Source organism: Tepidanaerobacter acetatoxydans Re1 (assembly GCF_000328765.2).
Classification (GTDB): Bacteria; Bacillota; Thermosediminibacteria; order Thermosediminibacterales; family Tepidanaerobacteraceae; genus Tepidanaerobacter; species Tepidanaerobacter acetatoxydans.
Window position 1 is genome coordinate 2,509,990 of record NC_019954.2, and the last position, 23,491, is coordinate 2,533,480.

Genomic DNA, 23,491 nt, shown 5'->3' on the forward strand with positions numbered 1-23,491 from the left:
CTATAAGCCTACATAACGGTTTTTCCATTTAACCAGTACCTTTGTCTTTATGCTGTCTTTGTTACTGGTATAGCTTAAGAGGTTTTCCCCTGGTATTAGCTGCCAGAAGGTGCTGTCTAGTTCTATATAGTGAAAAGCGTTCTCTCCGTTAATTTTTACATGCTTTTCCCCAAAGGCAGTGGAGATATATAAGATATCTTCTTCCTCCAGCTTTCGGTTGACGGTTATAAACTCGCCAGTGGTAAGATTTGATACCGTAGGGTTGATAGCAGGTCCAGTAAATTCAATTTCTACAGGTGCAGCTACATCCCCCTCGTTTAATGCCGTCCTCTTAAAGCCCCGGTAAGAAAAGGCTGTTGGCAGCCTAAGCCTAAACTGAATTCCGCCCATTAAATATGACATCTTGCGACTTTCGTAGAAGGTGTCAAGCCAGAAGGGCTGATGGCAAAGAAGGTATAATAAAAACTTCTGGTAATATAGACCTTGATTGCCCTTTGCTGCTGGAAATACGGGTGTGCTTTCAGCTATAGCCTTGATTTCCTTTACCAAGTTTCCTTGGCGATAGACAATATTTACTTCATCCAATTTTGGATTTATAACCCTTTGCATCAGCCTGCGAGCTTGCAAAACAGCATCGGGGTCGCCTTTAGCTATAATCATGCCTTTGATAGTAATGGCTCTATTTCCCAGGGTGCTATCGATATATGTTGAGCCGTCTTGTTTGGGTGCCTTTTGGCTTTCAATAGCTACCCCTACTTCCCCAACGCCGTCTATGGTCTCTAGGAAAAAGGGAGCCCGATTGCCCAAAGTAATGCTTTCTCCGTTTTGGTTAGTTATGATAATTTCCTGCATGGCACACCTCCTACCATTCAAGAGCTAGCTGTCTTGATGCGTTCTTTATCTGCCGAGCTGTTTCTGCCGGGGTAAGGGGAGTAGGACTATTAATGGTGATGTTTTGAGTTATCCCTTTATTACCCCCTAAAATCTCTTTGGTTTCATGGTCGTTATATATCTTACTTCCCCTTGGAAGCTTTACAAGCTCTGGTCCAAGTTCTCCTACCATAGTAAGCCCACCGGGAAAAAAGCTTGTTCCACTAAAGTTTGATGCAGCACTGCCACCGGAAGTTACAGTTCTAATAACTCTTGTGATTTTCTCTACAATGCTGAACACTTTTTCTTTTACGGTAGTGGCGTTCCATTCCTTAATCTTTTCTATGCCTTCCGATATTTTAGATTTAATGCCATCAATACTGTCCGCTACCGAGGATTTGATGCTAGCCCATTTATCCCTTGTAGAAATCTGCAGTTCTTCCCACCTTCGAGTAACATCTTCCTTTATTTCCTTAACCTTCAGTAGGGTATCTTCTTTCATAGACTGCCAGTTATTTGCAAGGGATGTCTTTATGTTTTCCCATTTCTCTGAAGTAGCTATCTTTATATCTTCCCATTTCTTTATTACATCTTCTTTTATCTCCTTTGCCTTAGTTGTTATATCATCCTTCATTACTTGCCACTTGCTCTTTATTTCTCCTGTCTCCCAGTCCACCTGATTTACATGTTCCTTTGCCTGCATCTTGGCCTCTTCTACCACCCGTTGGTGCATTTCCTCTGCTCTGGCTATGGACTCATCTTTTTGCCGGGCAGCTTCCTTAATCAATCTATCTGCCTGGTCTTTGGAGATGATCCCTGCTTCATCTCTTTGCCGGATGATTTCTTTTACCACTTCGTTGTACTGTTCTTCGGCAGCTTTGATAGTTTTATCCTTTTGCTCAATGCTGTTTTTTACAACTTCAGCAGCCTGCAAAGCAGTGATTTCACCAGCCTGAGCTCTCATGCGCTCCATGATGGCTTTGGCTTCTATTTCGTTTTCGGATAAGACTTTGATACCGGTTTCCACCATGGTCCTTTGGATAGCGTTTATTTCTTCCTGCTCGGCTTTGGTTAATGCTCTTTTTTCACCAGATGCAGTATCAAGTATTTCTTTAATCCGAGCTTCCCCTTCAACTATGGTTTGTTTCCTGCTTTCATAGCCCTGCTGCATATTGTTTAAAATCTCTTCTTGTTCTTTTTTGGATAAAGCAGTGCTGCTAGTAACAAAGCCCTGCATCTTAGATAAAGACTCTTGATGGTGTTTATCAAGACCTGCTTGAACATCACTTGCCATTTGAGAAAAGTTACCGGCTATTTTCTGCGCCATGTCTTTGGTCACTTTCTGACCGCTCCAGGAAAGCTGATTTAATGCAAGGGTTGCTTCATCATTGAGCTGTAAAAATCCAGTTACAGCCTCTTGTGTGGCTTTAGACGTCTCATTGCCAAAAAGCTTAATTTCAGGGATGCTCTCTTGACTTAAGTGTCTATATAGCGCAACACCTGCTGCCGTCACCCCTCCTATAGCTGCAACCGCTATCCCCACAGGTCCTGTAAGAACAGTAAAGGCAGTGGCTAAAGCTCCTATTGCCGGGGTAGCAGCTGCCGCTCCGGTAGTAGCAACTGCTATGGCACCTGATACTGATGATAAAACCCCTATGACAGAGCCGATACCACCCACCAGCTTGCCGAAAATTAAAAGTAGTGGACCAATGGCAGCTGCAAGCATACCAATTTTCACGATAGTTTCTTGAGTAGCAGGGCTTAAGTTGGCAAGCCAGTCTACTAATTGCTGCAGCTTTTCCACCAACTTATTTAGATGAGGGACTAAAATATCAAAGATTTGAATAGCCAAACCCTCTAAGCCTGATTTGAGTATAACGATACTTCCCTGCAGGTTATCTATCATTACATCCGCCATCTCTTTGGCAGTACCGGTATAGTTCCTGGTAGCTTCCGTCAACTTGGCATAATCTTCATCACTGGCGTTAATGATGGCCAGCATCCCTGCCATGGCTTCTTTTCCAAAGATGGTGGCAGCGTACTGGGCTTGCTGTTCTTCAGAAAGTCCTGCAAATTTAGACCTTAATTCATCCAGCACATCTTTAAACGGCAGCATTTCTCCATTGGCATCTGTGATGGAGATGCCTAGTTCATTCATAGCTGTTTTCATCTTGTCAGTGGGATTTGCAAGGTTTGCAATGGCGGTTTTTAAAGAGGTACCGGCCTGGCTCGATTTAATCAATTGTGTTATCGTAAGGCTCTTTATCCTTACTTCTGGGAGTTTCCCCGCATGACGGGATGTCAATTCATCCCCAGTTCAGACTATATCTTAACCCTCACCATCATGTGTTAGGGTTCCGCCCATTCGTGGGCATTTGGGCATATAAAAAAGACCCTATTTAAATAGCGTCTTTAATACTTAGCCTACTTTGCCTAGTCGTTACACCTTCCTAGAGTTTCCTCTTAGGCTTGGCTCGGTATTGTCTTATTGAATATTTGAAAATGCTTGGTCTAGCTTATCTATAACCTTTCTCCTAAAAGTATCGGAGTTACTACTTCTAGTGTGTTTTATTCTTAGCAGGGGAATGTCATTTTCCCTACAATAGTGATTTTTAATGCGATCGTTTATTTGGATTCTTTCGAAGTTTTTAGCTCCGTTAGGGAATTTAGGGGTAAAATGTTGGGAGCCATCGTACTCTATCAAAAGCTGCAAGTTATGTTTAGTATCAAAAACTGCAAAATCAAATCGTAAAGGCCTCACATTCCTACAGCCATCCATTTTATATTGCTCTTGATAAAAGACACCTTTTTGTTTCAGGTAATCTACAACAACATACTCACCGTTTGACCTGTTTTGATCTAAATAGCAATGTGGGCATCTGACACCTTGATTGATAAATCTTGTGGGCAACATCCGGAAACTTCTTCCACACTTATGATGAATAAAAGTAGTTTCTTTAGCTGAGCCTTGATAACCTCCAATGATAGCGTACTCATCACCTACTAGATCTTTAATGTGTGCCTTTACTTCTTCTAATGGTAGCCTATTTGATTCTGCACTCCTGATATACCTTTCGCTTGGACACCTTTGACCTTGATGCAAAAAGGCATTTGGCGACATTTCAAATTCTGCCCCACACACGTTATGCCTAAATAATATAGGTGTATGCGTGTTAACATATTCGCCTAAAACTTCGTATTCATCCCCAGCAACATCGTAAACTTCTTTTTTAAATTGTGGGGTATCCTTGCGAAGGTTATTAGCACATTTGGGACAACCATGCCCGTTCCATAACGGTTCAGGATTAGCTTCCCAAACATGCCCGCAGCTGTGTTGTACCAAAACCTTGGTTCTTTTATTTTTATATTCCCCTAATACCTTTATTTCCTTCCCATGTTGTCTTTCTATTCTTTCTATAAATTCAGTATGGTTTAATCTTTTCATTGCTAGCTCACCCCCGAACTAAGCAAACCCAGCATTTTGAATATTCAACTTAGATTTCCACCGAATTAGAGCGGTATTTTATGCTGCAAGTTTCCCTGCAACCGAGCATGTATTTCTACCCGCATTTGCCATTAGCCCTAGTGCAAGTGCTGCGTCTTCTGCCGAATAACCCAATGCACCAAAGAGGGGAGCCACATATTTAAATGACTCCCCCAGCATGGCAACATTTGTGTTACTGTTAGAACTTGCGCTGGCAAGTAAATCTGCAAACTCTCCGGCTTGTTTTGCCTCCATGCCAAAAGCTGTTAAAGCATCTGTCACGATGTCAGACACTAGACCTAAATCCTCACCGCTTGCTGCTGCAAGCATCATAACTCCTTCTAAACCGTCTAGCATCTGGGTTGTATCCCAGCCAGCCATAGACATATACTTTAAGGCTTCGGCAGACTCACTTGCACTAAACTTGGTGGTAGCTCCCATCTCTTTGGCTTTTTCTTCTAGCTTTTTAAGGTCCTCGCCAGTAGCTCCGCTGATAGCGGCAACCTCACTCATCCCCGCTTCAAAATCAGAGCCTACCTTTACTGCTACGCCCCCAAGAGCTGCAAGAGGTGCTGTCACTTTCATAGATAGGTTCTTGCCTACATCCTCCATCTTTTTGCCTGCGTTCTGCAGGGACTGTCCTAGAGGCTCTAAGCTCTTGGAAAGCTTATACCATGTAGAGGACTGAAGCTCTATTTCCTGATTTACTTTCTTTAAATCCTGCTCCATATAGGCAAGCTGTGTCTTTGCCTTATTTAGTTTTATCTCTAAATCCTGGGTAGCTTTAGCGTCGGCTCCCTTAGTCTCTACAGACTTTTGATGGGCTTCTTCTAATGCCTTTACCTTTTGCCGCTGCAACTCTGTCTGTTTGGTTAGGCTATCAGATTTAAGTTTTAAGCTGTCTAATTCTTTACCATGTTTACCCATCTCGGCACTTGCCAGCTTAAACTCGGACTGCACCTTTCTCATCTCTCGGTTCAAGCTACTGATGCCGTTTTGAAAACCAGTGGAGTCTAGACCGATTTTTACATTTAGCTGCCCGATTTCTTTAGCCAATTTCTCACCACCTTTTGGGTATGAAAAAAGCACCTGATTGCAAGGTGCTATAAGATTTCATCAATATACACTTTCTCGTTTCCTAGTTTTTTGTTCAATAGTTTCAAGTAATAAATAATGTCCATGGAATCGATATCATTTAAGGTCCAGCCTTTATCAAGAAGTGCTAAATAAAGCTGGTCAATAAAGTCTTGGGGGTCCATGGCATCCCCCTCTACTCGTTTTTTCCCTCACCTGCTGTGACGCTACTTACCTCGCCTACCACCTCATTAATACACTTGGTGATGGTGGGGATTAAGTCTTTAGAGGCCAGGCCGTCATAAAGCTCATCTCTGGTAAACTGATTTCCAAAGAGCTCCACGATATAATCCATCAGCTTATCCAGCTCCTCAGGCAAGATGTTATCAAAGTTTACCTCTTTGGATACTTCGATGGTCCTTCTTACCATCCTGGCGCTGATAAAGCCAGCGGTGTAAGTCTTGTCTTTGCCATTAATTTTTAATACAATCTCCAAGGCTTAGGTCCTCCTTTCTATAGCTCCGGGTTGGATGCCACGGTGCTACCAGGTACTTTATCAAACCAAGTAGCGGCTCCAGTGAAATCCTCACTGTCTTCATCCGCAGTATGTTTCCACTGGCCATCATGGACTCTTGCCATAAAGGTAAATTTCACCTTAGGAGTTTTATGCTCCACATTATCTTTTTTAGTGGAGAAGTCTTCAGCTATGGGCTGGGCTACTCCTTTTAAGAGCCATATATAGCGGTACTTGCCGTTAGACTTTAAGCTCTTAAAGCCAAGGGCAACATGGGGCGGGACATCGGTAGCTTTTTCAATCAGCACCCCTTCTTTTAGTTCGTTGCCTAGTATCTTTGCTCTTATGTCAAGAGGTAAATCCGCTGTCTCTATTTCTACATCGATTTTCCCTAAAGCTGATACAGACTCCCACAGCTGGTCATCGGCATAAAGCTCCTGGGTGTTGACTGCCGGGTTAATGGTAGCATTGATAGCCCCCACCATTGGCTCTGGAACCTCGTAAGTTAATGTTTCCTTAGTGTCTTCGCTTAAAATAGCAAAATGTAAATCGTTAAGTCCTACCTGTGCCATTTTACAGCACCTCCTTAAAAAATCGCATTGCTTTGTGATAGATCTTCACGTCATCCTCATACAGGTCATAAAAGCTTTGTTTTATAAAACCCGCTGCCAGCATTTTTTCATGCACAGCTTTAACCAGGTCGGTATAATCTTTCTTACTCCAAACATCAATTTGAACATAGTGACCGGTAATGGTTTCCTCATCATCGGCATGTTGCTCAGGTTTATCTAGATAGGTGAAAAAGGTGATATAGGTATCGGCCGCTCCAGTGTAGGTTTGGAAAGAGACCGGCACTCCAATATCCTTTAAGGCTGTTATCACTTCTTGATTTATGCTCATAAGCCTAAGCCTTCTTTTAAATTCTTTTCAATTTCATCCATTGCCCTTTCTTTAGATTTCTCATAACCTGGGGCCATGAAAGGTTTAGCCTTCATTTTGACTGTACCGAATTCTAAAAATTTTCCATACCAGCCTTCCTTACCAGGACCTACTTCTACATACTTTGCTCCATCTTTGGTTTTAACTCTAGAAACTTCAATGCTCTTTTTTAGAGTGCCGGTTTTCCGGGGAGCCTCTTGTTTAATGGCTTCTTTCATCGCTTCTCCCGCTTCCCGCAGGGCTTTATTCTCAATCCTTGCTCCTTGCTGTCCCAACTTTTCTACTTCAGTTATTAGGTTTTCTATTCCCTCAAGTTCTAAATTAGCCACTACCTACCACCTCCAATGCTTTAATCTCCAAATAGCGGTTCTGGTATTTGATGTTATCGATTGCGGTGATGTTGTATTGTTTTCCCCGGAAAAGAATTCGCATGGTGGTATGGATGCCTGGTAAATACCTTATAGTAAACTTCACCGTGTTTTCTGCCTGAACAGCAGCAGCGGCAAAATACTCCCCACCATGAAGATTAGTGACTTTTGCCCAGACCGTTTTTACATCCTCCCAAGTTTCCTCCTCAAAGCCCCTTTCATTTATGGTGATAATTGGCCTTTGCAGGGTTATTCTTTTATTTAGCTCCCCTGGGTTCATTTTTCCACCTCCGGAAAGCAGTAGTTTAGCTGGGCTAATAGGCTTTCAATGACCGGTCTTGCCCCTTCTCCTACTTTACCAACCATAAGCCCTCGGTTTTCATACCAGTCAGTTACTAGGGTTAAGCAAAACAGCCTGGCAATATAGTTTGAGCCATCAAAAGTCCTACCGGTAGCGTTTTTAAGATAAGTCTCAGCGGCATCGATTAAGGATTCTATTAAATCATCTTCTTCAGTATGATCTACCTTGAGATACATCTTTGCCTCTTCCAGTGTAATAATCAAATTCACTCACCCCTTAAAGGGAAAGGAGCGGAAAGACCGCCCCTTACGCACCTGAAGAAATTGTAAGCTGACCATATACCGCTGCTTCACTATCCCACTTTACACAGTCATCTCTTGTGATGGTCCTAAGCTCTGTGCTGTCCCTTCTCCAAGCATCGCCGCCGATGTTAGTGGAAGCAAGTTCATAAACGCCCCTACTAAATAGCACCATTAGCTCCTTAAAGTTTCCTACAATGAAAGGAGCCTTAACAGTAGTAGTTCCGGTGGAAGGTAGGGTTCTATTGGCCACCACTACAATGGGTCTTCCCTTAAAGAGTTTCTTGCCCGGCTGAGTAATATCATCTTGCAAGAGTGGTCTGTTGTTGGCATCCTCCTGCTCATCCAGCCACTGAAAGCCGTCCTGGTTTGTGATGATGGTGCTGGATAGGCTAATTGCAGGGTCTAAGTCCACATTTAAAACTTTCTTGATAGCTTTGATATCTGTTAAACCCTTCTTATTAAGGCTGTTTAAGATGGCAATAATTAAGCTGTTTTTAGTTACCACATGCTTTTTAGCAATCCAGTTTGTGACATAGCTTAAGATATTTTGGTCAGTATCCTTTAAAAGCTCGTTGGTTAATGGTAAAAAGCCAGCTCGTTTAATGAGCTTGTAAGTAACTGGTGTAAACTTTGGATTATCGATTTCCTGGATCTCCCCATACTCATCCACTACAGCAAAGGGCACCATGTCCTCATCCTTTTCCAGCACCCTAGAGCCTGATAGGGTATTAACGGTTTCTACCCGGATATACTTGGATAAATCGTTTAAGGTCCTCATTAACTCATTTATTCTGGTTTGAATATCTTGGGGAACAATTATCCCTGTGTCTCCATCTGAATCTCCAGTTACTCCACCTTCATGCATTGCTGCCCGGTATTCATTAATAATGCTGTGGTCATCGGCAGTAATCCTCTGCCTCCTTAAACCCTTTAAAAACACTCGCTTATATTCTGCTTCAAGCTCGGCATCGGTGCGGTTGCGGGTATGGTCGATGGGAGTTGCATCATCAAGGGTCTGGTCTTCTAGTGCCTCCAGTTCCTGCTGTAGGGCCACTTCCTTTTGCAGGGAGCGCACCTTTTCCATGGCTTTTTCTGCATCAAGGACTTTGTCTTCTTTAAGTAACCCTCGCACTTTTGCCTTCTCAGTTTCCAATGCCTGCAGTAGTTCACGTAGTTTTTTACTCAAAGTGATCGCCTTCCTTTCAAAATAAAAATGAGCCCTTACAGCTCAAGTTCTAGTAATATTTTTTGTTTTAATAACTCCTGCTTTTTTTCATCAGGTTTTAGTCTTGATAACAATTCTTTAGGTGTGTTTCTGTATTTCGTTAATAGCGTCTTATCAATACATGCCGCCATCTGTTTTTCCTTTCCCACCACATCGCAAAACCCGTATTCAAAACACTCGTCTGCCGTAAGCCAAGTCTCATCATCCATAATCTTTATAATCTCATCCCTTGTTAAGGCAGACCTTTCTTCATAGGCAGCAATTAAGCCCTCCCGGATTTTATCTAGGTCTTCTGCAAGCTTTCTAAACTCATCTGCATTTCCCAAGCCAAAAGTCCAGGGGTTATGGATCATCATCATGGCGTTTTTGGGCATAAAAATAGTATCGCCGGCCATAGCTACGACACTTGCGATACTTGCTGCAAGTCCATCAATATATACGTTTTTATGAGCCTTATGCCTTTTTAGCATACTGTAAATGGCTTGGCCTGCGAACACATCCCCTCCGGGAGAATTGATGTAGATGTTTAATGTGTCTATATCTCCCAAGCCATCTAAATCAGCTTTAAACTCTTTAGGAGTTATTTCATCTCCCCACCAAGTAGCACTAGCAATCTCCCCGTATAGGGTAAGCTCCCCGGTTTTTTCATCTTGGTTTTTAAAGTTCCAAAACTTTTTACTCCCCATTTTCACCACCACCTTTTTTATACTGCTCTCCTGCCATATCAATGGGCATCATGTTGCCGTTTACTAAAAGTCTTTCTCCTCCTTCTTTAGGCTCTAATTCTTCTAAGGCCCTCACCTCATTTGCCGTCATAAAGCCTGATTGGATGGCAATTCTATAGCCTTCGTACCTTGTTTTAGGGTCTGCTCTCAGTATGGCATTGACGTTAAACTTGATGTAGTACCCATCATCCAGTTCTTTTTGGGTAAAAAGTTTATATGTTAGTTCCTGCTCGTAGCCTGTTAAAATATCCATCAAGGTATCAACGTAAAATTCCCGCTGCTGGTGCTCTACATTGGTGTGTGTTGCCCTATCTAAATCGTTTAGCTGATGGTTTTTTACTCCAAAGGCTGCGGCAATTTGCTTTACTGTAAGCTGAGTGTTTTCTAGAAACTGGGCATCTGCCATAGTAAGGCTAAGGGGCTGAAATTGATACCCTAGCGGAAGAAGGGATACCCTGTTTGCGTTTTTAAGGCCGCTTGCCATCTGTTCAAAACGTTCTCTAAATATTCGCTGGGCTTCCGGGCTTAAATCCCCCACATAGTGGATGATACCTTTAGTTTGCAGGCCGGTTTTGAAACTGTTGTTTAGATACTGGCTAGCAGCTCCGGCATTTTCTATTGTGTTTTTAAGCTCGCTTAAGGGAGTAATTCCCACAATGCCATCACTTGTTAAGCCCTTAAAGTGCAGCATCTCATCAGGGTCAATGCGGTATTCGGTGCCTTTGCTGTCGGTGTAGACATACCACAGTTTGCCTTTACCTGGCAGTAACCCAATATCATCAACGTAAATTTGCACTTTGGCGCTATCTAAAGGGTAAATCCCTGTTATTTTACCTGCGTTCTTGCCTTTAGTTTCAAACTCCAGCCAAGCATAGGAATTTCCATAAAGATGCCTCTGGACCTCTAGGGCCTTAAAAAAGTCCCTGGAGCTCATCCAGGGGTTAGCCCTTATCTTTAAAAGCGGGGTTAAATAATGGTCTACAGTGCCGTTATGTTGATAAATCTTTACCGGTAATTTCCCTACAGCATCTGCTAAAATGCGGATACAGGCAAAGACGGTGGCTTCTTTTAGGGCGTTTTTGCCCTTAAAGTTTAGCTCCCCGGGCTCAATCCCAAGTAGCTCCAAGAGCCTTCTATCGTTTATTTCTACTACCTCCGGCACCGCCTGGGCCTTTGGTTTAAAGATGTTCTTTATTCTCTCAAGCACTTTATCACCCCCTAGCCCCAAAGTTTATCTAGTGTTTCTTCTGAAGTAAATTCATTTAAATCAAATCTGCTTCCTTCATTTCTTATGGCTCTATCTAGCGCCATAATAAGGGCTACTGCGCCGTCTATTTTTTCCGTGCTCTTTTCTTTATCCGGTTTGATATTGCCTGCAGGGTCTGTTCTAATATGGATATTATCCATCATCCAAGAGAGGACTGGATGTCCTCCATGAGCTATTCTTTTTTCCAAAGTTAATTTCATCAGTTCTTTTGTCGGTGGACTCATATCCTTAAAACCCTGGCCGAAGGGAACCACCGTAAAGCCTGCACCTTCTAGGTTCTGTGTCATCTGCACTGCTCCCCATCTGTCAAAGGCGATCTCCCTTATGTCATAGTCCTGCCAGAGCTCTTCTATGAATTTTTCAATAAAGCCGTAGTGTATCACATTTCCTTCTGTTGTTTGAAGATACCCCTGGCTTTGCCAGATATCATATGGGACGTGATCCCTTCTTACCCTCAGTTTCATGTTTTCTTCCGGTATCCAAAAGTAGGGGAGCACATAATACTTATCATCATCTGGCACTGGCGGAAAGACTAAAACAAAGGCGGTAATGTCAATGGAGCTTGATAGGTCAAGACCGCCATAACACTTTCTTCCCTTTAGCTTTTCAGGGTCCACTTTAAAGGAGCACTCATCCCACACATGCATGGGCATCCATCGGACAGATTGCTTTACCCATTGGTTAAGTCTAAGCTGTCTAAAGAGGTTTTCTTCTGCCGGGTTTTGTTTGGCATTTTGAAAAGCTGCTCTTACTTTTTCTATATCAATGGTATGATCAAGGGAAGGGTTAGCTTTACGCCACACTTTTTCATCCGCCCAGTCATCATCGTCATCAATCCCATAAATGACCGGGTAAAATGTAGGGTCAACCCTTTTTCCTCTTAAAATATCTTCTGCTTTTTGATGGACTTCATAGCAGATGGAATGTCTATCTGTTCCGGCAGTGGTAATTAAAAAAAATAGTGGCTGCTTTCTAGCATCACCACTACCTTTGGTCATAACATCATACAGTTGTCTATTGGGTTGCGCGTGTAGTTCGTCAAATACCACCCCATGCACGTTAAGGCCGTGTTTAGTATAAGCTTCTGCTGACAGCACCTGATAAAAGCTAGCCGTCGGCATATAGACTAATCGCTTTTGGGATAGTACCGGTTTTATTCTTTTCTTTAAGGCTGGGCACTGATCTACCATATCCACTGCTACATCAAATACTATAGAAGCCTGCTGCCTATCAGCTGCACAGCCATAAACTTCTGCACCCCATTCCCCATCGCCACAGGTAAGGTATAGAGCAATGGCAGCAGCTAGTTCACTCTTCCCATTTTTCTTTGGAATTTCTACATAGGCAGTATTATATTGCCGGTAGCCATCTTCTTTAACAGTACCAAATATATCCCGAACAATTTTATCCTGCCAAGGTAGTAAATCAAAAGGCACACCTCGCCATACCCCCTTGGTGTGTTTCAAATTATTGATGAAGGTTACTACCCGCTCTGCTTTTTCATGGTCAAAGAGCATTATTTGCTCACCCTTAACAGCTCTTCCATAGGATCATCTGTTGGTGTGTCAATGGTATTTACCTGAATTCTGGTCCGGGCAGCAGGTGTAAGGCCAAATTCAGAGCAAAAATCCTTCATCACTTTAAGGTATGTCTGGGCAATGGATACCTGGGGCACCTGCTGGATATAACCGGAAGGGGTTTTAAAGATGGTGCCGTGTTTTGATAAAAATTCCTCGGCTTCTTTCCACCTAGCATAGGCCTGACAATAGCCTTCAAAAGCTGTCCGGTCTACTTGGGTTAAAACCCCCATCGCTTCTAAAGTCTTAGCCATCCGCTTCCATTCTTTCTTTGCTTCCGGCTCCAGCCATGACGGGCAGCGGGGTGCCTTCTTTTCTGGCTGGGGTTCTTTATCGTTTAGCGGCCGTTTGCCGGGGTTGCCTTCCAAAACTTTAAGTGCAGTTGGTTTGGGTTTTCTTCCTCGCATCGCCATAGCTTTTCACCTCCAATTGAAAAAAGGCCTTAAAGGCCTTTAGTTCCATTTCCTGCTTTTTCTTCTTCCGTCTGAGTCTGTGGTAAATAGGATTCTGTCTATCCTGGCGTCTTTGGCGCTGGTTGTTGTGTTATCCAGTCTATTTCTTTGCTGAATGGCTTCCTTAACCGCTTTAATCAGCCCGTAGCTAAATTCTCCCCTGTCTTCTTCTTTTCTCGCCAGCCTTCCCACTTTGCGGTTGTCGGCATCATCAAGTCTGTCAATTAAAACCTCTACGTTGTCTGGTATTAACTCCTCCGGAAAATCAATGTGCAAGTCTCTTATCTTTCTCATCTTTTCAGCCTCCCTGTGTGTTTGGTATGTGTATATTACCGTAAACACACGGTATAGCAAGTTGTATTTGGATAATATCTTGTATACTTTAGGTAATTTTGAGCAAATGCTTTGCCCGCTCCAAAGCCCTTTTTGTTAAAAATATAAGGTCCCTATGGAAAGCCCTAGCCTCTTAAAAAAGCCCTTACAGGGCAAGTGTGGGGCTTACTTCACCCAATTACTCCACTTCAACATACTCCATGATTATCACTAGAGCTTCATCGTAGCTTTTGGATTTTGTTATTCTATCTACCATTTCTTTCGCTTCCGTATCAAGTCCGGCCCGTCTTAAAGTTCTACAGGCAATACCCATCAGGTTAAAAATGTTGCCGTCTTCTCCGATAAGTTTGCATTTTGGCTTATCCATTTACGGCTTCCTCCTTGGCCTGTTTTCTAAAAGCGCTGTTGCCTGAAAGGTTTTGTAGAAGCACCTTCCGGGCTGTTTTATACTCATCGCCAATCATCCCTAGGCGCAGGAGCCAAGTTCTAAAGGTGTATTTTTCGTTATCTGTATGTTTGACCTTGGCTGCGGTGTTGCTTTTAAGCCGTCTAGCGCTGATGTTTGCAAGTCCAAATAGCTTGGTTGCTGCTTCTGCCTTTTCTGGATCATCGCCGCCTGGTCCTAGCTTAAAGGTGATGGTTTCCTTTTCAAAATCAAAGTCAATGTAAGGACTGTCTACCCCAGCAAGTGCCTGCTTAAAATGATCCAGGGTCGTCATCCGCTCCTGTTTTAAGGCAGCAATGATCTTTTCACTGACAAGATCGTCTTTTAGCCCTAGAGCTTTTTTAATTAAGGGTTGATAGCTATAAATTATGTGCAGCAAGTTGCGTAAACCCTTACCTTGGAAGCCCTCCATTGGTATCGTCACTTCCAATGCAATGGGTTCTTTTTCTGTAGCAGTTTCTTGAGTAACCGCATCTTCCAATTCTAGCTCCTCCTTTTTTACTGGATTTTCTAGCAAATCTTTTAGCTCCACCACCTGTTCCTGTTTATCTAAAATGTTACTGTGCCGGTCCACGATGTAATCTCCAACTTGATAGGCAAAAGTGGGTGCAGCTAAATAAACAGGTTCTATTTCCAAGTGCTGGGCTAACTTGTAAACAAGCTCTTTCCTTGTCATTTCTATCCCTCCTGTGGTTTTTGGTATGTCTATACATCACTTAAAACCACAGATAAGTCAAGTAAAAAAAGCCCCGTAGGGCTTGATTATTTTTCTAGGGCTGTGTATCTTGGGTAGTTATAGCCTTCGCTGTTTACGAGCACCCGCTCACCGGTTTCCTTGTTTATTACCCGGATGCAGCGGACCTCTCTCTTTTCATTAATACCGCCGTCTTCCGGGCTAATCCAAGGCTGGTCCTGGAAGAAGTCGCTGGCAAATTGCTCAAATTCTTTGCTGCTTAGCAGGACCTCTTTGGTTACCTGGTAGGCGGAGCTAGCTTCCCCCGTTAGAGCCTTTAATTCCTCCAAGTCTGCAACCTTTCTGCCAAAAAATGCTTTCTTTTTCATCTTTTCCTCTCCCCCTGTGTCTTTGGTATGTGTATATTACCGTAAACACACGGTATAGCAAGTCGTATTTGGATAATATCTTGTATACTTTAGGTTTTTATTTTTAAGCTTAAAAACAGGCTTTATATGGTATTTTCTTTTCATCTCTTATTAGAAAAACCTCATCATCTGAGCCCATGTATTCAACGTATCTTTTTACTCCTGCATCTACATATTTTTCGTCCAGTTCGATAGCGTAGCAGATACGATCTAGCTGCTCACAGGCAATTCCTGTTGAAAAACTTCCAGAGAAAGGGTCAAGGACAATGCCGTTGGGAGCGCTGCTATTTTGTATGGGATATGCACAAAGTGCCACCGGCTTCATTGTCGGGTGTTCCTTTGACTTTTTGGGCCTGTCAAACTGCCATACTGTGGTTTGCTTACGGTCAGCATACCACCTATGTCTACCTGTAGGTTTCCAACAGTAGATTATAGGCTCATGCTGCCATTGGTAATCGCTTCGGCCTAGTACCAAAGAATCCTTAACCCAAATGCAAACCCCGGAAAGATGAAAGCCAACTTCTTTTACAGCATTTCTAAAATTTAATCCTTCAGTGTCAGCATGAAAGACATATAAAGCCCCACCATCAGCAAGAGCTTGATAGATATTTTTGAAGGCTGCCAAGAGAAATTCATAAAACTCATCGTCTTTCTGGTTGTCGTTTTTAATAAGGCGTTCATTTTCCTTGCCAGCGGTGAAATTTACATTATATGGGGGATCTGTTACCGCAAGATTTGCCTTTTTACCATCCAATAATTTTTCATAGGTTTTGGCTTTCGTGCTGTCACCACAAAGTAGCCGATGATGACCCAACAGCCACAGGTCTCCTGGCTTACTAATAACCGGTTCTTTCAAAGCTTCATCTACATCAAAGTCGTCTTCTTTAACATCCTTATCATGAACTTTACTAAATAAATCCTCTATTTCAGCGGCATCAAAGCCGGTTAAGGTAATGTCAAATATTCCGTTATCTAGTTCGCCAATTAAATCCGCTAGTTTGGGTAAGTCCCACTCACCACTGACTTTATTTAGGGCCACGTTTAAGGCTTTTTCTTCGGTTTCATCTAGGTCCACCACTACACACTCTATCTCGGTATTACCTTGATGCTGTAATATTTTTAATCTCTGGTGCCCTCCTACAATGTTTCCCGTCTGTTTATTCCAGACAATGGGTTCCACATAGCCGAAGGTCTCCATGGACTTCTTAAGCTTTTCATATTCCGCATCCCCTGGCTTTAAATCCTTCCTGGGATTGTATTTAGCCGGATTTAACTTTTCCAGCGGTATCTTTCGAATATCCAAAATAGGTGCCTCCTTTTTCTGTTTGTTATTAACGTCTTCTGAAACAGCAAAGTCAAGGTTTATCGCATATACCCCCGCCCTTGAATTTTGCGAATTCTTGCGCGAGACCCCGCCGCCGCTCTTGTTGAGCATGTTTCTAAAAATTAGAACCCCCCTCATGGTCCCTCTAACGTGCATATAAAACTATTTACTGCATGTATTTTTTGAAAGCTATTGTAATGCTAATACCACTACATTGGCTTTACAATGCAAGAAATATTTGCTATAATATCTACATAAACTATGAAAAGGAGGCGATCCCCTTGGCCAAAAAAACAGCTAGTGTTAGCTTTAGAATCGATGCCGATATTAAAAAACAGGCGGATGAACTGTTTGCAGAGCTTGGACTTAATATGACTACAGCCTTCAATATTTTTCTACGCCAATCAATAAGAGAAGGACGTATTCCCTTTGATGTCACTCTAAATACCCCTAATGCTGTGACAGTGGCCGCTCTACTTGAAGCAGAGCAAATTGCTAATAACTCAGATGCTAAACCTTATTTTGATGTCGAGGAAGCGCTGCAGGAGTTAAAATCATGAGCCGCCAGATTTTGTGGACAACACAATTTAAAAAGGATTATAAGCTTGCGGAAAAACGTGGACTTAATATTACCCTATTAGATGATTGTATCCGCATGCTTGCAACCGGAGAAAAGTTGCCACCCGAATTCCGTGACCATAACCTTTCCGGCAGATGGAGTGGTTATCGTGAGTGCCATATTCAGCCTGACTGGCTTTTGATTTACCGTATTGATGTTGATAATTTAATTCTTGTTTTAGTTCGAACCGGTAGCCATAGCGATTTGTTTTAGCCTTGCCTCTACCTGGTGCATAAGGTACGCTATTGGCTGTAACCATATACAACACCTTTCTTGCCCCATCTGCCGTCTTCTTTGGCGGTTTTCCTATCATGGCAAGTCTTGCATAGAGGCTGCAGGTTGTTAATATCAAAGAACAGCTTCACATCGCCTTTGTGAGGTTTAATATGGTCCACCACTGTTGCCGGGTTGATTCTTTTATTTCCAAGGCAGATGACACAGAGAGGCTGTTTAGTTAAAACATGCTTCCGCAGTTTCTGCCAGCGGCTGGAGTTATATAGTTTTTTATAAGGCCTGCTGCTTTTGTTGTATTCCCGGTCTATTTCCTTTTGGTGTTTTTTACAGTACCTTTCTTCTGTAAGCTCTGGACAGCTAGGATAGCGGCAGGGCTTCTTTGGTTTTCTGGGCATGCTCCTTCACCTTTCTTTCACCACAGGCACACCCAGACCAAGTAATCCGGATACGCTTATCGCCATCAGGAGTTACATTCAACAAAGCTTTATAGTATTCACTCTTTGGGTTGCTGCACTCATACGCCGTCCAACCACTATCACTTGCCTTTTTATCTACCGAAGCAAAGCAACAGGATATACACTTGATATGTTTCATACCAGCACCTCCGTATATAGAAAAAGCCCTGAGAGCAAATTGCTTTCAGAGCTTAGTTATTCTTGGCACAGAAAAAGCCCCGGAGGATTTAATCCCCAAGGGCTTTATCAAGAATGCTGCGTTTCCTGGGAGTCGTGGTCGATCTATCCCTAGGCCTATTCAAACAGCACCTGGTGTTCTTGATATTTTTCCATGCCTGTACACTTTATACTATAGCAGGTATTGGGACTGAATTCTACTGCCCTTTACTGAACTTTACTGCCCTCTTTTCGTATTTTAGCAATTTCTTTTAGTGCTCGGCTATGAATCTTGAAAACTGATCGGTCGTTGTATTTTAATCCTCTTGCAATCTCGTCCCAGCCTTTGCCGTTAACATACCTCATCTCTAGTATTATTTGACTGATAGGATCATCCACCCGGCTAATAGTCTCCATGATGTCAGCTTTTATATCTACCAGCCGATCGATATCCTCATTAATTTCCTTTTCCAAATCCACAATCTTGACAATGGTGCTTTCCATATGACTTTTTGTATTATTGCCGCCGGAGACTTTTTCTTCTGTTAGGTTGGCTCCTACCTTCATTGCCAGCGTTCGTAACGTTTCCAGCTGTTCTAATTTATTGTTAATTCTCTGGTCAAGCCATAGGGCTCTAGATAAATATTCTTTAGCATTCATCCTTTAACACCTCCAGTTTGCCGCCGTAGTAAGTTTCAAAGATATGTTCTTGTCTCTCGACATCCAAACTTCGAATTCTCTCTATTGCCTTCTGTCGGTCCAGCTCATACTGCTCTTTGGTTTTATAGAAACTGCAGCCTTCACACTGTCTAACTTTTAAGGCTGTGCAGCCATGATGTTTATAGGCAAAACAATCTTTATGCATGGTTAACTCACCTCCCGATAAATTCTAGCTTTCACCGCATTAAGCAGTGCATCTTGACCAGCTTCTTTATTCTTCAGCACTTGCATCACGTCTTCGTCGATGGTTCCCCTGGCTACCAGATGATGCACCACCACCGTGTTCCTCTGCCCCTGGCGGTGGATGCGGGCATTAGCTTGGCTGTAAAGCTCCAGGCTCCAGGGCAGTCCAAACCAGATGATGGTGCTGCCGCCTGCCTGGAGATTCAAGCCATGGCCAGCAGAGGCAGGATGTGCCAGCATCACCGGTATTTCCCCTTTGTTCCAATCAGCAATGTCTTTAGGTTTATCCAGCACCCGGCAGTCCAGATGTTTTTGTATCCGCTTCTGTTCATGGCGATAAGCATAATAGATTAAAACCGGTTTGCCATTTGCTGCTTCTACCAAATCCTCTAAAGCTTTTAGCTTTTCATCATGAAGAACTTGCACTCCGCCATCTTCGTCGTATACCGCTCCGCCGGTTATCTGCAAAAGTTTATTAGTCAGCACCGCAGCACTTCCCGCCACCACATCACCATTAAGCAGCGGCAGCAGTAAATCCCGTTCTAACTTTCGGTACTGCTCCATAGCCTTTGGCGGCAGCTCAACTGTTGCGATATTGTCTATGCGCTCGGGGATGTTCAGGTAGTCCCCACTTTTCATACTGATGCAGATATCAGAGAGCTTGTTGTAGATAGCTTCCTCAGCACCTTCTTTGGGTTTGTAGGTGAAAATTACATTATGGTTTCTTTTATCAGGCAAGAAGTAGCGCTCCCGGTAACCGGTTATGGTTTTGCCAAGCCTTTTGCCGCTATCTAAAAGGTAAACTTGGGACCATAAATCAATGAGCCCGTTAGGAGCTGGAGTGCCAGTAAGGCCTACTACCCGCTTACAAAAGGGCCTTACCTTGCGAAGTGCCTTAAACCTCTGGGCTTTATGGGATTTAAAGCTGGAGAGCTCGTCTAGCACCACCATGTCAAAAGGCCAGTTATTTTTGTAGTAATCGACTAACCACTTTGTGTTTTCCCTATTTATGACGTAGATGTCGGCAGCAGTGTTCAAGGCTTGGATGCGCTCTTCTTTTGAACCTAGCACTTTGGCGATGCGTAGATGTTTTAGGTGATCCCACTTCTTAGCTTCCACATCCCAGATGCTCTCTGCAACTCTTAAAGGTGCAATTACCAAAGGTCGAGCTATTTCAAAGCGGTTATGCATAAGTTCGGCAATGGCAGTTAAAGTGATTACTGTTTTCCCTAAACCACAATCTAAAAATATCCCTGCTGCCTTCTGGTTTAAGATAAAATCTAGGGCATATTTTTGATAATCGTAAGGAATATACTTCAATCCGCCACCTCCTCGATAAAAGCATCAACTGCTGCATACGAATCCAGGACGTAAACCTTAAAACCTAAGCTCTCCAGCTGCTCTTTTCTTTTTAGCTGCAGAGGCCTTAACTTCTTGCCAGGTGCTTTTAGCTCCACGAACACCACGCTCCCAGTAGGTAAAAGCACTAACCTATCTGGCACTCCTGCTATTCCAGGAGAAGTGAATTTTAGAGCAGCTCCACCCCTTCGTTTTATCTCCCGCTTTAATTTTGCTTCGATTTGCTTTTCTCTCATATAATCATCCCGCCTCAATATCTGGAACAAGCCCTACCCACATATATGTGCCTATACGTATTAGGCGTTATATATACGTGTGTGTATGCCTATTCTTTATTTTTAATCGTATATAGTAAATCTTGTTCCACTTGTTCCATAACCTCTGTAACCTCTATGGGCATTGACCTTAAGGCTGGAACAAGATGTGGAACAAGATGTAATTCTCGTTCTCCTTGTTCCACCTACTTTAATATTTGGTGGAACAAGGTATGATCTTGTTCCGCTTGTTCCGGACCTCGTTCCTATTCTTGTTCCAACCGAATATAAACTCGCTGCTTGCCATAAATGGGAAGCCTGACCGTCTTATCACTTTGCTCCCAGCCTTCAATCTTTCGCATTATAGCGTTTAATTCATAAGAATCAATTTTTCTCATAGCACTAGGTTCTTTACAAAACAGTTCACACCAAATTTCCAGGGTGCAAACCATCTGTCTTTTTACCTCGCCTTTGATGCTATCGCTAAAACCATCTCCTCGGATAAAACCCCTTCTATCGCTTAACTCCATCTCATCCCAGTTAGTAGGCAAAAGCCTATCTAAATACTCCCGAACTAAGCCTTCTCGGTCATCGCTTTCTAAAGCTTCCAGCTGCACCTTTTGAGCAGTCTCTTCTAACGCACCTTCCAAGAAGAGCTTCTCCCCGGCTCTATATCTAACAATAGCTTCAGCCCAAATCTGATCTACATCTTTTAAGTCCCAAGGCTTTAAGTTTTGACTACCTGGCACCCTAACCGGCCAGAACCTTCTGTTTCCTGTTAAATCCCTTAAAAAGCCGGTGGTCTTATTGGTGCTTCCCACAATGATGCACTGCCTTGGATGATCTTCCACTGCATAGCCATAAGCAGCTCGATACTTATCATCCTGCCGGGATAGGAAGGACTTTAAGGTTTCCTCATCTATTTTTTTAATTCCGGCCAGCTCCCCAATTTCCACTATCCAATAACCTTGCAGTTTTTCAGCAGCGGTTTTATCCCGCATATCAGCTATAGATAACGAATCGCTAAACCACTCTCCACCCAGCCTATTAAATAGTGTGCTTTTACCAATCCCTTGAGGGCCATTTAGTACCAACATATAATCGAATTTAATACCTGGCTCCATTACTCTTGCCACTGCTGCCACTAGAGTCTTTCTAGTAACAGCCCTCACATATTCACTATCTTCAGCTCCAAGATAATCAATTAGTATCCTATCTAGCCTTTCTACACCGTCCCATTTTGGCAAACTGTTTAGATATTCTCGGATGGGGTGTCTTGCTCTTTCAACAGCAACCTTTAAGGCAGCATCCCTTAATTTCCCTGGGGAGTATAATTTATAGCGAGCGTCAATGTATCCGGCAAGATTTGCATCATCAGTTTTATTCCAGCCAGCTTTAAGACGTTTCCAAGGTAATTCCCCGTCTGCATCCACCCCATCCCTTAACTGGTTGTAGTAGATACCAGCCAAAGCCGGGTCATGTTTTATAATCAAGGACATATTGGTTAAGGTGTTTTTTAATTCACCTCTATTGTCAATTTCAAGCCCCGCTTGCCAATCTTCCTCGCCCTTAAAATCATCACTGGCAGATTCCATTCGCTCTGCAGCAACCTGCTTTTTAACCTCCAAATCTTCAGTGGCTAGTCGCTGCATAGCCATATACGATGGCAGCTTATTAACTGGAGTTCCATCTTTGGCTTCATCATCTAGCTCACCGAACTTGTGCAGCCTCACCAAATCAAAGGCATTACAAAGCTTTCCACATATAGGGTCTGTAGCATGGTAAGAGTAGGCAAAGTTGTCTCTATCGTAAAGGACCAAGCCACCTGCAGTGCTTCCGGGTATATAGGTATAGCGGCTAGGGTCATCACCTGGTGCATAGACATCGCTTAAGAACTTCTCGATAACTTGGGCTATGGTGTAGGTTCGGCAAAAGGCGCCAACTATGCCGGGCTTCTCCCTGGGATCGCCCTGCTTATCCGCCAGTTTCTTGCGTTCAGCTTTAGTCCGGGAGGACTCTGGCCAGTAAGAGGGGTCACGCCAATCGGGATACCGGGCCAATATCTCATCCGGGTCTGCCCACTCTTCATCCAGGTATTTAAAGATAAACTCCCCGTCCTTGGAGGTAGAAGGCCAATACATTAATCGGTGGGGTTGATATGTGCTGTCATCAAAGAAGTCGATGCCCAAATCCCCGGCGATACGTCTTGATACCGCTTGGTACTCATCAGGTGATACAGGCCTTTTTAAAGGAATAACCAGTCTTAATCTGGGGAATGAAGGGCTGTGGCTATGGGTAGAATACATGCAGCAGCCACGGCCAAACATCACCTCTACCCCTGCCCATAAATCTCCCTTCACATGGTCAGCGTCAAGTGTTATAATCTGCCGCCAGACTACACAGTCTGCCTTCCTACGGCCACCCTTTAGAGTGCCACCGACAAAGCCACCCACGTCTTTTATATCGTCCCTTTCGGCCTTGGGGAGCTTTTTATACTCCCCATAGGTCTCATGGGTTCTGGTAGTAACACTTAATTTTCTCACCAGCTCTGACCACAGCGTCTCCCGGTTTTTCCACTCCAGCTCCCTGCGGCTCCTTCCGGTGACAATGGTTAAAACTCCATCGTATTTGAAAGAGGGCTTGACTTTTTTATTGCTAGTCTCCTCTTGCATCACCAGCCACCACCTCCAGAGGCTTACACCTTTCGTTAAACCTTCTCATCCTAATCCCAAGCTTTTTGGCCCTTGTAATCTCATAAGACATCCCTTCAGAGATTTTTTCTCCAAAAGCCCACAGCTCATCACACATGCTTAATACCTCTAAACCCAGCTCTATACCAGCTGCTCTCTCCTCGGGGACGGCATCATCCAGGAAAGTGGTAAAGATGACATGTGGGGCTAACGGGATGCCGCCCCGGCTGTAAATATACCGGCAGTAGCCGATGGCTTTATGAATGTTTCTATCAATATCTCCTCGTAGGGGAGAGCAGACATAGATGATGGGTCTTTTCCTTTGCAACAACAATCGGTTTAAATACCAGCGAGCTTTTTGTAAATCTTCTTCTCCGGCTTTATGCTCAAAGCGAGAAAGATACTTAATGACATTCCCCGCCAGGTAGCCCTTAAACTGTTCCCCGGTGAGCTTGGCCTTGATAAAATCAATAGTTTCTATGCCACCTGTCTTGTAATGGTCAGGATTTATCTTGTCCAT

General features: G+C 43.3%; 31 protein-coding genes. 2 read left to right on the forward strand and 29 right to left on the reverse strand.

Going from position 1 to position 23,491, the window contains the following annotated elements; translation table 11 throughout:
* The 21 genes from TEPIRE1_RS12040 to TEPIRE1_RS12135 form a co-directional block, all read right to left on the reverse strand.
* Positions 1-852 carry a phage tail family protein gene (locus tag TEPIRE1_RS12040; RefSeq protein WP_013779431.1) on the reverse strand — a complete coding sequence of 284 codons (852 nt, stop codon included), beginning with the start codon at positions 850-852 and terminating at the stop codon, positions 1-3.
* A 10-nt stretch (positions 853-862) separates the two neighbouring features.
* A complete protein-coding gene (locus TEPIRE1_RS12045; protein WP_013779432.1) occupies positions 863-3,175 on the reverse strand; it encodes a phage tail tape measure protein in 2,313 nt (770 codons plus the stop codon).
* Between the two features lie 180 nt (positions 3,176-3,355).
* Positions 3,356-4,315, reverse strand: coding sequence for a DUF2726 domain-containing protein (locus TEPIRE1_RS12050; RefSeq protein ID WP_013779433.1), 960 nt, complete (start codon positions 4,313-4,315; stop codon positions 3,356-3,358).
* A gap of 78 nt (positions 4,316-4,393) precedes the next feature.
* On the reverse strand, positions 4,394-5,410 hold the full coding sequence (locus TEPIRE1_RS12055) for a phage tail tape measure protein (RefSeq protein ID WP_013779434.1): 1,017 nt from the start codon (positions 5,408-5,410) through the stop codon (positions 4,394-4,396).
* A 47-nt stretch (positions 5,411-5,457) separates the two neighbouring features.
* On the reverse strand, positions 5,458-5,613 hold the full coding sequence (locus TEPIRE1_RS13850; protein ID WP_013779435.1) for a hypothetical protein: 156 nt from the start codon (positions 5,611-5,613) through the stop codon (positions 5,458-5,460).
* Between the two features lie 11 nt (positions 5,614-5,624).
* Positions 5,625-5,924, reverse strand: coding sequence for a phage tail assembly chaperone G (gpG, locus tag TEPIRE1_RS12060; RefSeq protein ID WP_013779436.1), 300 nt, complete (start codon positions 5,922-5,924; stop codon positions 5,625-5,627).
* Positions 5,925-5,941: 17 nt separating this feature from the next.
* Entirely contained in the window at positions 5,942-6,514 is a 573-nt protein-coding gene (locus tag TEPIRE1_RS12065) for a major tail protein (protein WP_013779437.1), read from the reverse strand.
* A gap of 1 nt (position 6,515) precedes the next feature.
* Entirely contained in the window at positions 6,516-6,842 is a 327-nt protein-coding gene (locus tag TEPIRE1_RS12070; protein ID WP_013779438.1) for a hypothetical protein, read from the reverse strand.
* Complete coding sequence (locus TEPIRE1_RS12075; protein ID WP_013779439.1) at positions 6,839-7,210, reverse strand: HK97-gp10 family putative phage morphogenesis protein; 372 nt, start codon at positions 7,208-7,210, stop codon at positions 6,839-6,841. Before TEPIRE1_RS12075 ends, TEPIRE1_RS12070 begins: the two co-directional genes overlap by 4 nt.
* The gene (locus tag TEPIRE1_RS12080; protein ID WP_013779440.1) at positions 7,203-7,529 is read right to left on the reverse strand and encodes a phage head closure protein; all 327 of its coding nucleotides are present in this window, start codon (positions 7,527-7,529) and stop codon (positions 7,203-7,205) included. Before TEPIRE1_RS12080 ends, TEPIRE1_RS12075 begins: the two co-directional genes overlap by 8 nt.
* Positions 7,526-7,813 carry a head-tail connector protein gene (locus TEPIRE1_RS12085; protein ID WP_013779441.1) on the reverse strand — a complete coding sequence of 96 codons (288 nt, stop codon included), beginning with the start codon at positions 7,811-7,813 and terminating at the stop codon, positions 7,526-7,528. The genes TEPIRE1_RS12080 and TEPIRE1_RS12085 overlap by 4 nt, the downstream gene beginning before the upstream one ends.
* A gap of 43 nt (positions 7,814-7,856) precedes the next feature.
* Complete coding sequence (locus TEPIRE1_RS12090) at positions 7,857-9,038, reverse strand: phage major capsid protein (RefSeq protein WP_013779442.1); 1,182 nt, start codon at positions 9,036-9,038, stop codon at positions 7,857-7,859.
* Between the two features lie 35 nt (positions 9,039-9,073).
* A complete protein-coding gene (locus tag TEPIRE1_RS12095) occupies positions 9,074-9,763 on the reverse strand; it encodes a head maturation protease, ClpP-related (protein WP_013779443.1) in 690 nt (229 codons plus the stop codon).
* Positions 9,753-11,009, reverse strand: coding sequence for a phage portal protein (locus TEPIRE1_RS12100; RefSeq protein WP_013779444.1), 1,257 nt, complete (start codon positions 11,007-11,009; stop codon positions 9,753-9,755). Before TEPIRE1_RS12100 ends, TEPIRE1_RS12095 begins: the two co-directional genes overlap by 11 nt.
* A gap of 11 nt (positions 11,010-11,020) precedes the next feature.
* Positions 11,021-12,586: a terminase large subunit gene (locus TEPIRE1_RS12105; RefSeq protein ID WP_013779445.1), complete on the reverse strand. Its 1,566-nt coding sequence runs from the start codon at positions 12,584-12,586 to the stop codon at positions 11,021-11,023.
* Complete coding sequence (locus TEPIRE1_RS12110; protein ID WP_013779446.1) at positions 12,586-13,059, reverse strand: phage terminase small subunit P27 family; 474 nt, start codon at positions 13,057-13,059, stop codon at positions 12,586-12,588. Before TEPIRE1_RS12110 ends, TEPIRE1_RS12105 begins: the two co-directional genes overlap by 1 nt.
* A gap of 39 nt (positions 13,060-13,098) precedes the next feature.
* Positions 13,099-13,392 (reverse strand): hypothetical protein, encoded by a 294-nt coding sequence (locus TEPIRE1_RS12115; protein WP_013779447.1) that lies wholly within the window; start codon positions 13,390-13,392, stop codon positions 13,099-13,101.
* Positions 13,393-13,609: 217 nt separating this feature from the next.
* Entirely contained in the window at positions 13,610-13,798 is a 189-nt protein-coding gene (locus TEPIRE1_RS12120; protein ID WP_015295921.1) for a hypothetical protein, read from the reverse strand.
* On the reverse strand, positions 13,791-14,552 hold the full coding sequence (locus TEPIRE1_RS12125) for a hypothetical protein (RefSeq protein ID WP_013779448.1): 762 nt from the start codon (positions 14,550-14,552) through the stop codon (positions 13,791-13,793). Before TEPIRE1_RS12125 ends, TEPIRE1_RS12120 begins: the two co-directional genes overlap by 8 nt.
* An 86-nt stretch (positions 14,553-14,638) precedes the next feature.
* Positions 14,639-14,938, reverse strand: a complete 300-nt coding sequence (locus tag TEPIRE1_RS12130; protein ID WP_013779449.1) for a DUF6329 domain-containing protein — start codon at positions 14,936-14,938, stop codon at positions 14,639-14,641.
* Positions 14,939-15,047: 109 nt separating this feature from the next.
* Positions 15,048-16,280, reverse strand: coding sequence for a site-specific DNA-methyltransferase (locus tag TEPIRE1_RS12135; protein ID WP_041591602.1), 1,233 nt, complete (start codon positions 16,278-16,280; stop codon positions 15,048-15,050).
* 302 nt (positions 16,281-16,582) lie between these two features.
* On the opposite strand from TEPIRE1_RS12135, the gene TEPIRE1_RS12140 reads away from it, so the two are divergent.
* The gene (locus TEPIRE1_RS12140) at positions 16,583-16,861 is read left to right on the forward strand and encodes a type II toxin-antitoxin system RelB/DinJ family antitoxin (protein WP_013779451.1); all 279 of its coding nucleotides are present in this window, start codon (positions 16,583-16,585) and stop codon (positions 16,859-16,861) included.
* Entirely contained in the window at positions 16,858-17,133 is a 276-nt protein-coding gene (locus tag TEPIRE1_RS12145) for a type II toxin-antitoxin system YafQ family toxin (RefSeq protein WP_013779452.1), read from the forward strand. The genes TEPIRE1_RS12140 and TEPIRE1_RS12145 overlap by 4 nt, the downstream gene beginning before the upstream one ends.
* A 29-nt stretch (positions 17,134-17,162) precedes the next feature.
* Here TEPIRE1_RS12145 and TEPIRE1_RS12150 read toward each other — a convergent pair whose 3' ends face one another.
* The 8 genes from TEPIRE1_RS12150 to TEPIRE1_RS12190 form a co-directional block, all read right to left on the reverse strand.
* The gene (locus TEPIRE1_RS12150; RefSeq protein WP_013779453.1) at positions 17,163-17,549 is read right to left on the reverse strand and encodes an HNH endonuclease signature motif containing protein; all 387 of its coding nucleotides are present in this window, start codon (positions 17,547-17,549) and stop codon (positions 17,163-17,165) included.
* Positions 17,512-17,748 carry a hypothetical protein gene (locus TEPIRE1_RS12155; RefSeq protein WP_013779454.1) on the reverse strand — a complete coding sequence of 79 codons (237 nt, stop codon included), beginning with the start codon at positions 17,746-17,748 and terminating at the stop codon, positions 17,512-17,514. Before TEPIRE1_RS12155 ends, TEPIRE1_RS12150 begins: the two co-directional genes overlap by 38 nt.
* A gap of 245 nt (positions 17,749-17,993) precedes the next feature.
* Positions 17,994-18,425 carry a DUF1492 domain-containing protein gene (locus TEPIRE1_RS12165; RefSeq protein ID WP_013779455.1) on the reverse strand — a complete coding sequence of 144 codons (432 nt, stop codon included), beginning with the start codon at positions 18,423-18,425 and terminating at the stop codon, positions 17,994-17,996.
* On the reverse strand, positions 18,415-18,630 hold the full coding sequence (locus TEPIRE1_RS12170; RefSeq protein WP_013779456.1) for a hypothetical protein: 216 nt from the start codon (positions 18,628-18,630) through the stop codon (positions 18,415-18,417). The genes TEPIRE1_RS12165 and TEPIRE1_RS12170 overlap by 11 nt, the downstream gene beginning before the upstream one ends.
* A gap of 2 nt (positions 18,631-18,632) precedes the next feature.
* The gene (locus TEPIRE1_RS12175) at positions 18,633-19,988 is read right to left on the reverse strand and encodes an SNF2-related protein (RefSeq protein WP_013779457.1); all 1,356 of its coding nucleotides are present in this window, start codon (positions 19,986-19,988) and stop codon (positions 18,633-18,635) included.
* Positions 19,985-20,263 (reverse strand): VRR-NUC domain-containing protein, encoded by a 279-nt coding sequence (locus TEPIRE1_RS12180; RefSeq protein ID WP_013779458.1) that lies wholly within the window; start codon positions 20,261-20,263, stop codon positions 19,985-19,987. The genes TEPIRE1_RS12175 and TEPIRE1_RS12180 overlap by 4 nt, the downstream gene beginning before the upstream one ends.
* Positions 20,264-20,547: 284 nt before the next feature.
* Positions 20,548-22,953 carry a virulence-associated E family protein gene (locus TEPIRE1_RS12185; protein WP_013779459.1) on the reverse strand — a complete coding sequence of 802 codons (2,406 nt, stop codon included), beginning with the start codon at positions 22,951-22,953 and terminating at the stop codon, positions 20,548-20,550.
* The gene (locus TEPIRE1_RS12190; RefSeq protein WP_013779460.1) at positions 22,937-23,491 is read right to left on the reverse strand and encodes a DUF3310 domain-containing protein; all 555 of its coding nucleotides are present in this window, start codon (positions 23,489-23,491) and stop codon (positions 22,937-22,939) included. The genes TEPIRE1_RS12185 and TEPIRE1_RS12190 overlap by 17 nt, the downstream gene beginning before the upstream one ends.

What these genes read in the sequence shown, in the direction of transcription:
- TEPIRE1_RS12040 (WP_013779431.1), bottom strand. Translation starts at nt 852, where the DNA reads ATGCAGGAAATTATCATAACTAACCAAAACGGAGAAAGCATTACTTTG.
- TEPIRE1_RS12050 (WP_013779433.1), bottom strand. Translation starts at nt 4,315, where the DNA reads ATGAAAAGATTAAACCATACTGAATTTATAGAAAGAATAGAAAGACAA.
- TEPIRE1_RS13850 (WP_013779435.1), bottom strand. Translation starts at nt 5,613, where the DNA reads ATGGACCCCCAAGACTTTATTGACCAGCTTTATTTAGCACTTCTTGAT.
- TEPIRE1_RS12065 (WP_013779437.1), bottom strand. Translation starts at nt 6,514, where the DNA reads ATGGCACAGGTAGGACTTAACGATTTACATTTTGCTATTTTAAGCGAA.
- TEPIRE1_RS12070 (WP_013779438.1), bottom strand. Translation starts at nt 6,842, where the DNA reads ATGAGCATAAATCAAGAAGTGATAACAGCCTTAAAGGATATTGGAGTG.
- TEPIRE1_RS12080 (WP_013779440.1), bottom strand. Translation starts at nt 7,529, where the DNA reads ATGAACCCAGGGGAGCTAAATAAAAGAATAACCCTGCAAAGGCCAATT.
- TEPIRE1_RS12095 (WP_013779443.1), bottom strand. Translation starts at nt 9,763, where the DNA reads ATGGGGAGTAAAAAGTTTTGGAACTTTAAAAACCAAGATGAAAAAACC.
- TEPIRE1_RS12105 (WP_013779445.1), bottom strand. Translation starts at nt 12,586, where the DNA reads ATGCTCTTTGACCATGAAAAAGCAGAGCGGGTAGTAACCTTCATCAAT.
- TEPIRE1_RS12110 (WP_013779446.1), bottom strand. Translation starts at nt 13,059, where the DNA reads ATGGCGATGCGAGGAAGAAAACCCAAACCAACTGCACTTAAAGTTTTG.
- TEPIRE1_RS12115 (WP_013779447.1), bottom strand. Translation starts at nt 13,392, where the DNA reads ATGAGAAAGATAAGAGACTTGCACATTGATTTTCCGGAGGAGTTAATA.
- TEPIRE1_RS12120 (WP_015295921.1), bottom strand. Translation starts at nt 13,798, where the DNA reads ATGGATAAGCCAAAATGCAAACTTATCGGAGAAGACGGCAACATTTTT.
- TEPIRE1_RS12125 (WP_013779448.1), bottom strand. Translation starts at nt 14,552, where the DNA reads ATGACAAGGAAAGAGCTTGTTTACAAGTTAGCCCAGCACTTGGAAATA.
- TEPIRE1_RS12130 (WP_013779449.1), bottom strand. Translation starts at nt 14,938, where the DNA reads ATGAAAAAGAAAGCATTTTTTGGCAGAAAGGTTGCAGACTTGGAGGAA.
- TEPIRE1_RS12145 (WP_013779452.1), top strand. Translation starts at nt 16,858, where the DNA reads ATGAGCCGCCAGATTTTGTGGACAACACAATTTAAAAAGGATTATAAG.
- TEPIRE1_RS12150 (WP_013779453.1), bottom strand. Translation starts at nt 17,549, where the DNA reads ATGCCCAGAAAACCAAAGAAGCCCTGCCGCTATCCTAGCTGTCCAGAG.
- TEPIRE1_RS12155 (WP_013779454.1), bottom strand. Translation starts at nt 17,748, where the DNA reads ATGAAACATATCAAGTGTATATCCTGTTGCTTTGCTTCGGTAGATAAA.
- TEPIRE1_RS12165 (WP_013779455.1), bottom strand. Translation starts at nt 18,425, where the DNA reads ATGAATGCTAAAGAATATTTATCTAGAGCCCTATGGCTTGACCAGAGA.
- TEPIRE1_RS12170 (WP_013779456.1), bottom strand. Translation starts at nt 18,630, where the DNA reads ATGCATAAAGATTGTTTTGCCTATAAACATCATGGCTGCACAGCCTTA.
- TEPIRE1_RS12180 (WP_013779458.1), bottom strand. Translation starts at nt 20,263, where the DNA reads ATGAGAGAAAAGCAAATCGAAGCAAAATTAAAGCGGGAGATAAAACGA.
- TEPIRE1_RS12185 (WP_013779459.1), bottom strand. Translation starts at nt 22,953, where the DNA reads ATGCAAGAGGAGACTAGCAATAAAAAAGTCAAGCCCTCTTTCAAATAC.
- TEPIRE1_RS12190 (WP_013779460.1), bottom strand. Translation starts at nt 23,491, where the DNA reads ATGGACAAGATAAATCCTGACCATTACAAGACAGGTGGCATAGAAACT.